The sequence below is a fragment of the Paenibacillus sp. yr247 genome, assembly GCF_900103825.1.
Classification (GTDB): Bacteria; Bacillota; Bacilli; order Paenibacillales; family NBRC-103111; genus Paenibacillus_E.
The window spans coordinates 666,397-680,919 of the sequence record NZ_FNIF01000002.1 but is presented as its reverse complement, the minus strand read 5'-3'; the positions used below and the strand labels follow the sequence as shown (position 1 = coordinate 680,919).

Annotated in this window: 11 protein-coding genes; 4 read left to right on the top strand and 7 right to left on the bottom strand. The window is 47.6% G+C overall.

Features of this window, described 5'->3' with window-relative positions; all coding sequences use genetic code 11:
- Window positions 1-21: 21 nt before the first annotated feature.
- The 6 genes from BLT91_RS07905 to BLT91_RS07880 all read right to left on the bottom strand — a co-directional run bounded on the left by BLT91_RS07905 (window position 22) and on the right by BLT91_RS07880 (window position 5,207).
- Window positions 22-948, bottom strand: coding sequence for a polysaccharide deacetylase family protein (locus BLT91_RS07905; RefSeq protein ID WP_090819097.1), 927 nt, complete (start codon window positions 946-948; stop codon window positions 22-24).
- Between the two features lie 49 nt (window positions 949-997).
- Entirely contained in the window at window positions 998-1,729 is a 732-nt protein-coding gene (locus BLT91_RS07900; RefSeq protein WP_090819094.1) for a polysaccharide deacetylase family protein, read from the bottom strand.
- A gap of 153 nt (window positions 1,730-1,882) precedes the next feature.
- Window positions 1,883-2,380, bottom strand: coding sequence for a hypothetical protein (locus tag BLT91_RS07895; RefSeq protein ID WP_090819091.1), 498 nt, complete (start codon window positions 2,378-2,380; stop codon window positions 1,883-1,885).
- A 24-nt stretch (window positions 2,381-2,404) separates the two neighbouring features.
- The gene (locus tag BLT91_RS07890) at window positions 2,405-3,586 is read right to left on the bottom strand and encodes an MGDG synthase family glycosyltransferase (RefSeq protein ID WP_090819088.1); all 1,182 of its coding nucleotides are present in this window, start codon (window positions 3,584-3,586) and stop codon (window positions 2,405-2,407) included.
- Window positions 3,587-3,612: 26 nt separating this feature from the next.
- Window positions 3,613-4,188, bottom strand: coding sequence for a thymidine kinase (locus tag BLT91_RS07885; protein ID WP_090819085.1), 576 nt, complete (start codon window positions 4,186-4,188; stop codon window positions 3,613-3,615).
- Between the two features lie 41 nt (window positions 4,189-4,229).
- On the bottom strand, window positions 4,230-5,207 hold the full coding sequence (locus tag BLT91_RS07880; protein ID WP_090819082.1) for an HD domain-containing protein: 978 nt from the start codon (window positions 5,205-5,207) through the stop codon (window positions 4,230-4,232).
- A gap of 140 nt (window positions 5,208-5,347) precedes the next feature.
- Between BLT91_RS07880 and BLT91_RS07875 the strand changes: the two genes are divergently transcribed.
- The 3 genes from BLT91_RS07875 to BLT91_RS07865 all read left to right on the top strand — a co-directional run bounded on the left by BLT91_RS07875 (window position 5,348) and on the right by BLT91_RS07865 (window position 12,457).
- Window positions 5,348-5,905 (top strand): YdcF family protein, encoded by a 558-nt coding sequence (locus tag BLT91_RS07875; protein ID WP_254776826.1) that lies wholly within the window; start codon window positions 5,348-5,350, stop codon window positions 5,903-5,905.
- Window positions 5,906-6,233: 328 nt separating this feature from the next.
- A complete protein-coding gene (gene gltB / locus BLT91_RS07870; RefSeq protein ID WP_090819079.1) occupies window positions 6,234-10,826 on the top strand; it encodes a glutamate synthase large subunit in 4,593 nt (1,530 codons plus the stop codon).
- Window positions 10,827-10,972: 146 nt separating this feature from the next.
- Window positions 10,973-12,457, top strand: coding sequence for a glutamate synthase subunit beta (locus BLT91_RS07865; protein WP_090819076.1), 1,485 nt, complete (start codon window positions 10,973-10,975; stop codon window positions 12,455-12,457).
- A 104-nt stretch (window positions 12,458-12,561) separates the two neighbouring features.
- Here BLT91_RS07865 and BLT91_RS07860 read toward each other — a convergent pair whose 3' ends face one another.
- The gene (locus BLT91_RS07860) at window positions 12,562-13,833 is read right to left on the bottom strand and encodes an MFS transporter (RefSeq protein ID WP_090819073.1); all 1,272 of its coding nucleotides are present in this window, start codon (window positions 13,831-13,833) and stop codon (window positions 12,562-12,564) included.
- Window positions 13,834-14,019: 186 nt separating this feature from the next.
- Between BLT91_RS07860 and BLT91_RS07855 the strand changes: the two genes are divergently transcribed.
- Window positions 14,020-14,478 carry a hypothetical protein gene (locus BLT91_RS07855; RefSeq protein WP_090819071.1) on the top strand — a complete coding sequence of 153 codons (459 nt, stop codon included), beginning with the start codon at window positions 14,020-14,022 and terminating at the stop codon, window positions 14,476-14,478.
- The last annotated feature ends 45 nt before the right edge of the window (window positions 14,479-14,523 follow it).

Sequence of the window (14,523 nt, the reverse complement as noted above, 5' to 3'; positions counted from 1 at the left end):
AAGGGCGCTAATTCTTTCAAGTCATTCTGTGCCAAAGTATTGTTCACCGATCGGAACTCGATTTGTAGACAACACTTCGCTAACAGTTCCAATGTGTAATCCTTTATTCTTAATGGATGTAATCATACCATCCAATGCTGTACTTGCTGATGGGGTAGGATGCATGAGAATTAAGAAACCATTGTCCACTTTTGTATTTATTTTTTGAATAATGGACTGCGGGCTTGGATTTCTCCAATCTACCGTATCTAACGTCCACAACACCGTATTTAGTTTCATACTTTGTGCAACTTCTACGGTTTCTTTATCGAAGTCACCCGACGGGGGAGCAAACCATCGGTTTTTTACTTGCAGCTCCTCAGAGAGCAGTTTTTCTGTTTTCGAAATTTCCTGGTAAGCTTGACTATTGCTTAATTGGCTCATGTTTTTATGAGAATAAGCATGATTGGATAATTCATGACCGCGATTCATGATTTGTTTTGCTGTAGCCACATTCTTTTTAAGCCAAGAACCATCAAGAAAGAACGTTGCTTTCACATGATGCTTGTCCAGAGTATCGAGAATTACAGGGATATATTCATTTCCCCATGCAACATTGATCATGAAAGAAACCATAGGTTTTTGAGGGTTGCCGCGATAGATGGGCGCTGCTCCTAACTGGTTAAGATCAATAGTCGGTGGTATTTGCTTATATACATAATGAATAGACTTGCCGCCAAGGTTGTTCTTATTGATTTCGTATGTTTTTTGAATATCGACTTCCAGACCATTGTAACCGGGGATAGCTCCCTCAAGGCGGTCTATTTTGGCGGGAATAGGTAAGATTCGTTTTTTCGGTGCTTCATTCATAATCTCGGTCATCACGGAGTCGCCAGTGGATACTGTGAATCCGGACAAAATAGGCAGCGCACAAAGTATCAAGCAGTAACAAAGCTTAAAACGTGCCATTGCAGAGTACTCCTTTTCAGATCTCTTTTTATGTTTAGACTTTCTGTGTCTAATGAATTTTTGCAGGAATAGCCTTATTATAGTTTAGGAGTTCTGATACGGTAACTAATCGGTATCCCCTTCTTTTCAATTCTGGCAAAATGATCTTCAAAGCAGCAATGGTTTGTGTAGGGCCTTCAATATAATCATGAAATAACACGATATTTCCGTTCTTCGAATTGTTTAATACACGATTTACAATTTTGTTGACCCCTGGTGTACTCCAATCCTTCGTATCCAATTGCCAACTCCACATAATCACCTTATAACCTTCTGCCCTGACAATAGATACAAGCCGATCGTTATAGAACCCTCCTGGTGGTCGAAATAATTGACACCGACTTCCTGTCGTAGCATAAATAAGTTCCTCTGTTTTGTTAATTTCTTTTTTAATGTTGTTTTTTTTGCTTAGATAAGCATGGCTATATGTATGATTGGCTATCTCGTGGCCCTCATTTAACGTTCGCAACAGAACATCAGGATAAAGTTTTACTTTATTGCCAACAACGAAAAAAGTGGCTTTAGCCTCATACTGTTTGAGTAGATCGAGAATTTGCGCAGTGTACTCAGGATGAGGACCATCGTCGAATGTTAGTGCAATCACTTTTTGATCGGTTGTTATTTCCCAAACGATTTCTCCGCGTGTCTCATAATAAGCTCGATCTTTCTTAGGGGCGGCACTAGCATTAGATGGAATCAAAAATAGACAAATACACAAAACGAAGATTATTCTTCTCATAATGTCTCCTTTAGTTTTAAGTGGTTGACAAAATTATAATCTCCAATTAACCAAAACCAATTCAATATATTGCTTTAGATCCCAAAAAAGGCCTTATAGTTGCGGGTACCGAGCATTAGCTCGCTATCCGTAACTATAAGGCCCCTTATCCAGCTGCTATCGCCGCGGCTGATCCCCTCCGTTACTTCCATTTCCGTTTTTGGTTCCATTTCCGTCCCCATTGAAAAAAGTAGTCGTCAACGCCTTTATTTTCTCCATAAATTTGCCGTAGCCGTATCCGGTTAAGAATGCCACGCTAATGCGAGCAGACATCGAATCGCCGACCTGCAGCAGCAGAATGCCGCTTTCGAACAAGACGATGGTGATGATCGCCGAGCCAAAGCAGAGCACCGGTCGCATTAAATACCAGTATACCCACTGTGTGGTAAGGTCATGGTAATGCTCATGAAACATGCGAAGCCCATAAAGCGCTCCGCCCAAAGCTCCGGCAAATCCAAAGGAGGCATACTCGTGATACAGATTCAAATCCACGCCGAACAGCTTGCCCTGAACGGTGCCGCTGCCCAGTACAGCCATCATCCAGAGGCTGCCAACGAACCATACAAGTAAATAAACGAAGATGGACTGCTTGCCGAATCGTTGAATGGGGTCCATAAAAAACACCGCCCTATACCATGGTTAATACCATTGTATGAGCGGTGTTGTTGTTGATGCCTGTATATAGGGACGCTTCTCCGATAACTTTAAATACTGAATGATTGATGCGGAGCAGTCTTGCGCACTATATTTTTGACGGTTACGGATATTCATTCTGCGTTTCGAAAGCTCAGGATACTGTTCAAGCAGCAGTTTGAACCAGTGATCGATCATCTCAAGAGACGTAATCTTTTGACCATAGCCTTGTTCCTGAAAGTATTGGCAATTCTTCTCTTCTTGTCCCGGAATCGGGCTGTAGAACAGCATCGGAATGCCTTTAGCCATTGCTTCCGTACAGGTCATCCCGCCCGGCTTCGTAATTAGCAGATCAGAGATGTCCATTAGCTTGTTAATCTCATTGGTATAACCAATCAGATGCACATTCGGCTGCCGGAAGACAGCTTCCTCCAGCAATTGTTGGCGAGCTTTCTCATTCGTTCCCAAACAGATTAGAAGCTGAATATCCTTGCTCCAGCTTGCTAAGTAGGTCAACAGTTCTTCCTTTTCTTCCTTTTTAAAGACACCCCATCCGCCGCCCATAACCATGACGGTGGGCATGGCGTTAAGCCCGAATTGTTGACGGATTTGCTCTTTGCTATGCTCCAAGCGGAAATTAGGGTGAACAGGGATCCCCGTGACTTCAACTTGCGTTTCCGGCACGCCAAGGTCCAATATACGCTCCCTCACCATTGGAGTAGAAACCAGATATTTGTCCACGGCCGGATCAATCCAGGTACCATGAACGTCGTAATCTGTGATGACGGTGAAGAGGGGGACGGCTAGTCCAGCACGTTTCAGACGAGAGACGATAATGCTCGGAAAAGGATGCGTACAAACGATGATATCGGGCTTTAGCTGCTCGATGATCGCTTTCGTTTGCGAGTAGAAAATACGATGCAGTGCAAGCCCTGCAAAGCGATTTAATGACTTTTCATATTGATTCCGGTAAAGCATACCATATAGTTTGGGTTGTGAAGTAACCGTGCGGCGGTATGCCGAGAAGATCCAAGGTGCTATGGTAGGATGCAAAAAAGCGCCAAGCTCAATCACACGTGTAATAACTTCAGATGAGCTTTGTCGAAGCTCCACCGAAAGCGCATGAGCAGCTTGTGTATGTCCTTTCCCAAAGCCTTCGGATAAGAGCAAAATCCGTTTTTTTCGCAAGGAATTCACCTTTCTTTGTATAACCATTAAATGCTTGTAGATTTTCGTTTAGATGCATAACATTTTCGACAAACAGGCACGTAGCTTTCATTACCGCCAATTTGAATCTGCTCACCGTGAAAGATCGGCTCCCCGTCTTTGCAGCGCATATTCATAATCGCTTTCTTGTCGCAGTACCAACAAACGGTTTTGATCTCCTCAATGGTATCAGCTGCAGCGAGGAGAGCGTCGCTTCCTTCGAATAATTGCCCCATGAAATCAGCTCTGAGCCCATAGGCGATAACAGGAATGTCCAAATCGTCGACAATTTCAATCAATTGAGCAACTTGCTCTTTATTCAAAAACTGCGCTTCATCGACCAAAATGCAGTTGGGGCGCTCTATGCGGGCGAGTTCGATCATGTCCAAGTTCTCATCTACAACGGTAGCCATCTTGTGCATCCCAATTCTGGAGACGACCTTGCCAACCCCGAATCGATCATCCATAACGGATGTCAGGAGCAGAACTTTCTTGCCTTGTTCTTCATAATTATGTGCAACACGCAAGACTTCAATCGATTTACCACTATTCATCGTGCCATAACGAAAATATAATTTTGCCAAACTGGGCCAGTCCCCTCTGCGGATGTAATAAATGTATGAATTTATATGGTGAAAAAATAAGTAGCGGTCATACTGTCGAGCTCTGCTAGTTTGATAGCGGCTTGAAAGCTCACTTCTGAGGCAGGCTTATCGCCGATCAGAGGCTGTTTTTTGTAAATCTTTCCGATATTCACTTGAATACTGCCTGGAACAGGTTCACTTGTAATTTGAATCCGATGGGGCTCGTTCATCAGCACATGGATGATTTCCCTAGAAGTCGCGTTATTGCTTTGCATCAACTCCTGGATTAATTCATGGTCCATAAGCGAAGGAATACGTTCCTTCATGTTCGGGTTAGTTTCGCAGTGATGAGCAGCGGCTTTGGCCAGCAGCGCATCCATCGCAAGAAATTGCGGATCCAGGAAAAGACGATGGTCTTCGACGACGGCATGAACGAGTGCCGCAGCCGTATCTTCATCAGCTTCCAAATAATGATTGCGTAATCGGAGCTCTTTCACAAGAACGGAGGGCGGCAGCACTTGTTGTCCGGCATAATAAGTATCTCGGAGAAAGCTGTCAAGATGGTCGAGCCCTAGTAAAGTTGTTTTATTAGTCAAGGGGCTGTCCTGCTTCAAAATATCCACGATTGACGTTGGCGATAGGCCATGGTTAATCAGAATATCAGCAACGACGCCATGTCTAATCAACTGCTCGGTATGCTGATGATGATCGTATCCAAGGGTTCTCTCCACCGCATGGGAGAACGGCAGGTGTCCAATATCATGTAAAAGCGCAGCAAGACGGAGCAGGGGTTCATCCGGGCAAAAATGAGCCATTAATGACCAAACGCCTACCGTATGTTCAAAACGAGAATGTGTCATCGGTGAAAATAGCGCAGATGCCCCGAAGTGATGCAGAAACTTCAGACGGCGTACCGGCTGCGACCGGAAAAGCTCAACTTCAACCGGGTGGGCCTTCATGTGCCATTGGTATAGAGGCTCCCAAATCATTCCGGTCGAAAAAGTATGCTGTATACTCAAAACAGAGTTCCTCCTAGGCTGTGGAATCTGGATGTATGTTTATTGCAGCGGTATAAGCTATCATAGCATGAAACATAGAAAGTTTGCTATCATGAGACTATGAAAAAGAAACTCAACCATCGCTTTGGATACTCGTCACCTTGTTCCTGATTACCCTGCTTTACTTTTCCCTGATGAGTTGGAAAGTTATCTATACTTGGAAACATTCGCATGGAACTCCCAGCGATTGCCTCATTATTTTAGGCGCTGCCGTATGGGATGGCAAGCCCAGCCCGGCGATGCGTGAACGTCTGGATATTGCCGTAGAAGCTTATCGGAAGGGCCTGGCACCAGCAATCATCGTCACGGGCGGAGTAGGGGGCAACGAGCCTTCCGAAGCCGAGACGATGAAGCATTTCCTCACCCTGAAAGGCATTCCGGCAGATGCCATCCTCCTTGAGGACAAGTCGCATAGCACAATGGAGAACTTACGAAACAGCCAAGTGTTGATGAAGGAAAAAGGATTTCACACTGCGGTCATTGTAACTCATGGCTTCCATGCCTACAGAGCATCCCTGATGGCGCGCAGCCTAGGCATTCCCTCCACTGTCGAACCGGTGCAGATCCGACCGCTGGCGCTAACCTACTACACCTTGCGTGAATGTGCAGGTATTGCCGCATTTGCTTTTGAATGGGCAGTAGGGAAAACTGGCATCTGACTACATTCGGTTAGTCCAGAACTAAGGTTTATTTTTGTCTAAAAGAAAAAAGGCTTCCTTTCTATAGGGTAAATGGAGAGGAGGCCTTTCCCCTTATGTGGACATGCGAATATATTAAAATAAAAACCTGTTCACTATAATAATTTTTTGAATTGAACTATATGATTCCAAGTGTTAATATAATATAAAAAATATTGCGACTATTTCAACAATTCCTATTCTTCTACAAATGGATGAAATACGCGTCGCTACGTTTCGACAATTTAATACTTTAAAGCGTACATTGGGCAAAGTGTGTCCAAAAACCAGAAAAGAAAGGTTGCACAACATGACTAAAAAAGGGTTACCTCCCAAGCAAGGATTGTACGATCCTCAGTTCGAGCATGATGCCTGCGGTATTGGTTTTGTAGCTAATATTAAAGGTGTTAAGTCTCATGAAATCGTCAAGCAAGCGCTTCGTGTACTTTGCAATTTAGATCATCGAGGTGGTCAAGGCTTTGAGCAGAATACGGGAGACGGAGCAGGTATTTTGATGCAAATTCCGGATACGTATCTCCAAGGCGCTTGTGCTGGAGTTAACATCAAGCTTCCGGCAGCGGGACACTATGGTGCAGGTATGGTCTATTTGCCTCAAGATTTGGAGGCTCGCCAAGCATGCGAAAATATCATTGAGCGCATTGTTAGAGAGGAAGGGCAGCAATTCCTGGGCTGGCGAACTGTTCCTACGGATAACAGCTCTTTGGGAGAGTCCGCAAAGTCGGCTGAACCTTTTGTACGCCAAGTATTTATCGGACAAAGTGCGAATGTGACGAGCAATCTCGATTTTGAAAGGAAGCTTTATGTTATACGTAAATTATCTGAAAACGCTATCAAATTAGCGCATCGTGACGAGCAGTTTTACTATTCTAGCTTGTCTAGCAGAACGATCGTATATAAAGGAATGTTAACGCCTGAGCAAGTGGATGCTTACTACGTTGAACTGCAGGACGAGAAGGTGGACTCCGCGCTTGCGCTGGTTCACTCCCGTTTCAGTACGAATACATTTCCAAGTTGGGAACGTGCGCATCCGTACCGCTACCTCATTCATAACGGTGAAATTAACACGCTTCGCGGGAATGTGAATTGGATGCATGCGCGACAAGCAATGTGTGATTCGGACCTTTTCGGCGAAGATTTCAAACGCATTCTTCCTATTATTGATACCGATGGATCCGATTCTCAAATGTTTGATAATACACTGGAATTTCTCATGCTCTCCGGTCGTTCGCTGCCGCATGCTGCCATGATGATGATTCCGGAGCCTTGGTCCAAGCATGAAACAATGGATGATGAGAAAAAGGCGTTCTACGAATATCACAGTACATTAATGGAGCCATGGGACGGGCCCGCCGCAATTGCCTTTACGGATGGCAGCATCATTGGCGCTGTTCTTGACCGTAATGGCTTGCGTCCATCCCGTTATTATGTAACAACGGATGACTTCATTGTACTAGCATCCGAAGTAGGCGTGCTGGATATTGCTCCTGAACGAATTTTGCACAAAGAGCGTCTGAGACCGGGACGTATGCTGTTAGTTGATACCATTGAAGGCCGAATCGTTGCCGATGAGGAAATCAAAAGCCGCATTGCGAGCGAACAGCCATATCGTGAATGGCTCGATAAGCATCTGGTCAGCTTGGAAGAGCTGGAAGATGGGGAGATTGTTCTTGGCTCCGACCATGATACCGTGCTGCAGCGTCAGCAAGCGTTCGGCTATACATTTGAGCAGCTGCGCAAGACACTTGAGCCGATGGCGAAAACCGGCGTTGACCCGATCGGCTCGATGGGGACGGATACGCCGCTTGCGGTGCTTTCGGATCGCCCTCAACTGCTTTATAACTACTTCAAACAATTGTTTGCGCAGGTAACGAATCCACCCATTGACGCAAACTTTGAGGAGATTATTACGGCTCAAGGCACGACGATTGGGCCTGAACGCAATTTGATTCATCCGGAGCCGGAAAGCTGCCGTCAAATTCGTCTGAAGTCGCCGATTCTGTCCAATGATGAGCTCGCAAAGCTTCGCTATATCCAACGGGATGGCTTTAAGACCGTAACATTGCCTACGCTGTTTGAAGCAGCTCTAGGTACTGCAGGTCTTGAAAGCGCCATGCAAACGTTGTATGCGGCTGCGGATCAAGCCATTGTGGATGGCGCTTCGCTGCTGATTCTTTCGGACCGCGGCGTGGATAGCAAGAAAGCGCCGATTCCGGCGCTGCTGGCAACTTCGGGTCTGCATCATCATTTGATTCGCCAAGGCACGCGGACGAAGGTTAGCTTGCTTGTGGAGTCCGGAGAACCCCGTGAAGTGCATCATTTTGCTCTGCTTCTCGGCTACGGTGCTGGGGCTATCAACCCTTACCTAGCTTTAGAAACGCTGGATGACATGATTCGCCGCAATCAGTTGGTCGGCATCGATCACGAGAAAGCGACTTATAACTATATCAAAGCGGTTACCAAGGGTGTAGTTAAAGTCCTTGCGAAAATGGGGATTTCCACGATTCAAAGCTACCGTGGGGCCCAGATTTTCGAAGCAATCGGACTTAGCCAAGAGCTTGTCGATTCTTACTTTACATGGACTCACACCCCTGTTGGCGGAATTGGCATCGATGTCGTGGCACAAGAAGCGCTCATCCGCCACAACCGGGCGTATTCGGAGCAGGAAGGCCGCGACCGTGTATTGGATACCGGTGGCGACTTACAGTGGCGCAAAGATGGGGAAGAGCACATCTACACACCGGAAACAGTCCATGCCCTGCAATCCGCTGTCCGCACGAACAATTACGGCATGTATCAGAACTTCGTTAAACTGATCAAAAAAGAAGATAAGAAATATATGGCTTTGCGCGGACTGCTCAGCTTCAAGGAAGGCCGCGCACCGATCCCGATCGAAGAAGTCGAATCGATCGAATCGATCTTTAAGCGCTTCAAGACCGGAGCCATGTCCTACGGCTCCATCAGCAAGGAAGCGCACGAGACCTTGGCGATTGCGATGAACCGCATCGGCGGCAAGAGCAATACCGGCGAGGGAGGCGAGCATCCGGAACGCTTCACGCCGGATGCGAACGGCGACCTTCGCCGCAGCGCAATCAAGCAGGTGGCGTCCGGCCGCTTCGGCGTCACGAGCAATTATCTCGTCAACGCGGACGAGATTCAGATCAAGATGGCGCAGGGCGCGAAGCCCGGCGAGGGCGGTCAGCTTCCGGGACCCAAGGTGTACCCTTGGGTCGCCGAGGTTCGCGGTGTGACGCCAGGCGTAGGCTTAATTTCACCGCCGCCGCATCACGATATTTATTCGATCGAGGATCTAGCGGAGCTGATCCACGATCTCAAGAATGCCAACCCGCGGGCACGGATCAGCGTCAAGCTGGTATCCGAAGTCGGTGTTGGCACGATCGCTGCCGGCGTAGCTAAAGGGAAAGCGGACGTGGTCCTCATCTCCGGCTACGACGGAGGAACAGGCGCGTCACCGCAGACGAGTATCCGCCACGCAGGACTGCCGTGGGAGCTCGGTCTGGCGGAGACGCATCAGACACTCGTGCTGAACAATCTGCGCAGCCGTATCGTCGTCGAAACGGACGGCAAGCTAATGACAGGACGCGACGTTATCGTTGCGGCGCTGCTCGGAGCTGAGGAATTCGGCTTTGCGACAACTCCGTTGATTACGATTGGCTGCGTGATGATGCGCGTCTGCCATCTGGATACTTGTCCGGTTGGGGTTGCTACGCAAAATCCGGAGCTTCGCAAGAAATTTGCCGGGGATCCGCAGCATGTAGTCAATTTCATGACCTTCATCGCTCAGGATGTGCGTGAGCAGATGGCGGCACTGGGCTTCCGCACCATCGAAGAGATGGTCGGGCGCACGGATATTTTGGAAGCGGGCAAAGCGGTTGAGCATTGGAAAGCCAAAGGCATCGATTTGTCGCCGCTTCTGCACCAACCGGATATGGGTGAAGAAGTTGGCCGATTCTGCCAAATGACGCAGGATCACGGGTTGGATCGCTCTCTGGACGTAACCAAGCTGCTCGAAATTTGTGAGCCTGCGATTGAACGTAAGGAGCATGTGCATGCCATCCTGCCAATTAAGAACGTTAATCGTGTTGTCGGTACGATTGTAGGTAGTGAAGTGACTCGCCGCTATGGTGCGGAGGGCTTGCCGCACGATACGATTCGTTTACACTTTAACGGCTCTGCCGGTCAAAGCTTTGGTGCTTTCGTGCCGAAAGGCATTACGCTTTCGCTTGAGGGCGATGCCAATGACTACGTTGGTAAAGGATTATCCGGTGGTAAACTGGCCATTTTCCCTTCCAGTGAGTCCAATTTTGTACCAGAGGAAAACGTGATTATTGGAAATACGGCTTTCTACGGTGCTACCGATGGGGATGCTTACATCCGTGGTATTGCAGGCGAGCGTTTCTGCGTAAGAAATAGCGGCGTTCGTGCTGTTGTTGAAGGCGTAGGCGACCATGGTTGTGAATACATGACGGGCGGACGTGTGGTTGTACTTGGTCCGACAGGCCGTAACTTTGCTGCCGGTATGTCCGGGGGTATCGCTTATGTGCTTGATGAGAAGGGTGACTTCTCAAGCAAGGTGAACAAAGAGATGGTCTACCTCGAGCAGGTAGAGGAAACTTTTGAAATGAACGAACTGAAAACGATGATTCAGCATCATGCCACATTTACGGATAGCAGCGTTGCCCACCAAGTCATTAAGCGCTGGGATGAGTACGTTTGGAAGTTCGTGAAGGTTATACCGAAGGACTACAAGCGGATGTTTGATGCCATCGAGAAGGTAAAACGCTCCGGACTAAGCCAACAAGAAGCCATAATGGTTGCTTTCGAGGCGAATATGAAGGATGTTTCCCGTGTCGGTGGAAACTAACGAATTCAGAGCAGATGCTTACGAAGTAAGTTTTGCTGAAGCGAAACTCAGTGATGCTTCCGAAGCCAGTTTTTCTGGCGAAAAACTCAGCACATGCTTACGAAGTAAGTTTTCTCACGAAAACTCTTAGGAGGGACTAAACGTTAATGGGTAAACCAACTGGTTTTATAGAACATCGTCGTGAAGTGGCATCCGAAGCAGCTCCCCTAGTCCGAATTGGCCATTGGAAAGAGTTTGCGACGCCTCTGACTGAAGATAAATTGCAGACGCAAGGCTCAAGATGTATGGACTGTGGGATCCCATTCTGTCACACAGGGGCGTTGATCAGCGGCATGGCGGCTGGTTGCCCGGTCAATAACCTCATTCCGGAGTGGAACGATCTGGTGTATCGCGGTCAATGGAGAGAAGCGCTGGATCGTCTGCATAAGACGAACAACTTCCCTGAATTCACAGGCCGTGTTTGCCCGGCGCCATGCGAAGGATCTTGTACGGTAGGTCTGAAGGACACACCGGTTACGATTAAAAGTATCGAAAAAGCCATTATCGACAAAGGCTTCGCTGAAGGCTGGATTACACCGGAGCCTCCGGAAGTCCGTACGGGTAAAAAGGTCGCAGTCGTTGGCTCAGGCCCATCCGGCCTTGCCGCAGCTGCGCAGCTCAACAAAGCCGGACACTGGGTAACTGTGTATGAGCGTGCGGACCGCGTGGGCGGTCTGCTCATGTACGGCATTCCCAACATGAAGCTGGATAAGAAATACGTCCAGCGTCGTGTGGAGCTGCTTGAAGCCGAAGGAGTGACGTTCATAACAGGTGCTCACGTAGGTGTGAACTACCCGATTGAGAAGCTACAAGAAGAGTTCGATGCCATCGTGCTGTGCGGTGGAGCAACCAAGGGGCGTGATCTTCCGATTGAAGGCCGTGAGCTAGGCGGTGTTCACTTGGCGATGGAATTCCTCAGCAAGAACACGAAGAGCTTGCTGGATTCGGAACATGCGGACGGCGCTTTTATCTCCGCTGAAGGCAAGGATGTCATCGTTATCGGTGGCGGTGATACGGGTACGGACTGCGTAGGCACGTCCTTGCGGCACAAGTGCAAGAGCGTGACACAATTCGAGATTATGCCGAAATCGCCGGAAACACGACCTGCGAACAATCCTTGGCCGGAATGGCCGAAAGTCCACAAGGTGGACTACGGTCAACAAGAGGCGGCCGCTGTTCAAGGCGAAGATCCGCGCCAATACTTAATCAACACGAAGAAATTCGTGGGGGATGAGAATGGCAACTTGAAGGAACTGCATACGGTGTTAATTGAGTGGCAGAAGAACGAAAAGGGCCAATTCGTCCCTGTGGAAGTACCGGGCAGCGAGAAAGTATACCCGGCTCAGCTGGTACTGATCGCGATGGGCTTCACAGGACCGGAGAATACGGTACTAGATCAACTTGGCGTAGTCAAAGACGAGCGTTCCAATGCGAAAGCAGAATACGGCAAGTTTGCGACTAGCGTGGAAGGTGTCTTCGCAGCAGGCGACATGCGTCGCGGGCAAAGCCTTGTGGTGTGGGCGATCAACGAAGGTCGCGCAGCGGCTCGTGAAGTCGATCGTTATTTGATGGGATCATCGAATTTACCATAACGTATGTAAAAAGGAAGGAACCTCTTGGGGCTTCTTCCTTTTTTTCCTTGATTTCGTTGTCGTTGAACTATAGGGCAGGGGGTCCCCAATATGTCCCAACCCCGTTACTGAAACCGACGAATAGCTGGCACGCAAAGCACACTTCCAACAATGGCGATGCCAATCGAAGCAAAAATCGTTATGGTTATTACACCACCGATCTGATCAGCAATCCAGCCGATTAGGAAATAGCTCAGTGGCAGCAGAGCAAAAGAGCCTAGCAGATCAAGACTGACCACACGGCCAAAGGCTTCTTCTGGAACAAGCTCCTGTAAGCTAGTCTCCCAGATAAGTCCAAATATCATAAGCCCAAAGCCTTCTACCGCCATGAGCAGAGCCAGAATGACCGTCGAAGTTGTGAAAGGCGTGAGCAGCAAGGCAACACCGGCGAGCAGTACAGAACCATAGGCAAGTATACCTCGATGAGGCCATTTTGATTTAGAACCAAAAATGAGTGCAGCAACAATGGCCCCAGCTCCCGAGCACGTAATCCCGATACCATAAATGAATGGATCCAAGTGGAGATGTACTTTGAATAACCAAGGGACAAGAATGACAATAATTCCACTATAACTAATATTAATGAACGAGAAGGCAAGGATCGTTATCCATAGCCAGGGATGACCCTTGAGGATAGTAATGCCTTCTAGAAATTCACTCATCCATGATGTCGATGGCTTGGTTTCCGATTGTTTGATGTGTTTTGAATACAGCGATTTTTTCAATAAAAACAGGAGACAGAAAAAGGAGAGTAGATAGGTCAGCGCATCTAATCCGAATCCGTAACTGGCAGATAAGGAGGAAATCAGCAGTCCTCCCAGGACCGGGCCAATAAGGCGGACGCCTTGATTGCTGATTTGTGTCAATGCGTTAGCGGCATTGCGAATTTCTGGTGTGAACACTGTGGCGCGTACAGCTGAATACGCAGGTTGAAAGAGCCCTTCCATGAGGCCATAGATGCCCATCAGTACGAACAAAACCGGAATGGACAAGGTGTTAGTAAAAATTAGTACAGCAATAGCCAACATAACAATGAATCGGATGATATCGGAAAGCATCATAATCCTAACGCGATCATAACGATCGACAATCCAACCCGAAAGGGGAAGCATGAGGACATAGGGAAGCATATAGGCGGCCATGATGATACCCATCATCGTGGTTGAGCCTGTGAGGGAATAAACAACCATGGGCAAAATAACGGTCGTGACCGAACCGCCGAGCATAGAAATGAGTTGGCTAAGCCATAAATAAGGGAAGGAACGCGACTTTACAAAAGGAATCAGGAAGTTATCCAGAACACTTTGCTTCTTTTTGAAATGGGATTCGATTTGCATTCGAGTTTACTCCTTGGGAAAATTTTCATAGGTCATTAGATAATAGATGAGAATAGTTGATAACCTCTGGGAAGTCAATCATAGAATCAAAAGGTGAACAATTCGTACGCTTCATGTACAATAGAAGGATCAGGTTAACTCGCGATGCTGCGTTAGCCTAGAATTGAACGGATTCGGGGGGAGCACATGAAGAAAGAGAATCTCATTTCGGCGATGGAACTGAATGCACTGCTAGCCGAGAATGGAGAGGACATTCAGAAGATTGAATTGGACGAACCGATGGGATCACAACATCTTATTTCTCTGCAAAAAGCGGTCGTGCTCCTCTCCGAGCAGGTGGCAGAGCTTCAATCGCAGCTTCACGAGCATTTTGAAATCCATAACAAGCAGCAAGAGCAGCTGCTCAGGCAATTTAAATTTCAAATGGAAAATAAACTCTATGAGCAGATATTAAATAGGGTCGTGGTGCAGCAGTCGACGGATAATGATGAAACAATCGAACTGCAGGACTCGCATAAGGTTCAATCACAGTTGAAGCTTTATTCTGACTTACCGGTGGAGGAGCCTCCAACCTATTCTAGAGTGAAAAGCTATGGTAAGATTAGGAAAAGAAAAAAGGGGTTTCTGGAGAAGCTCTTTGAATAGATGAAAAGTAGAAAGGCCGCATCTTCCAAGTAGAAGAGCTGTCTT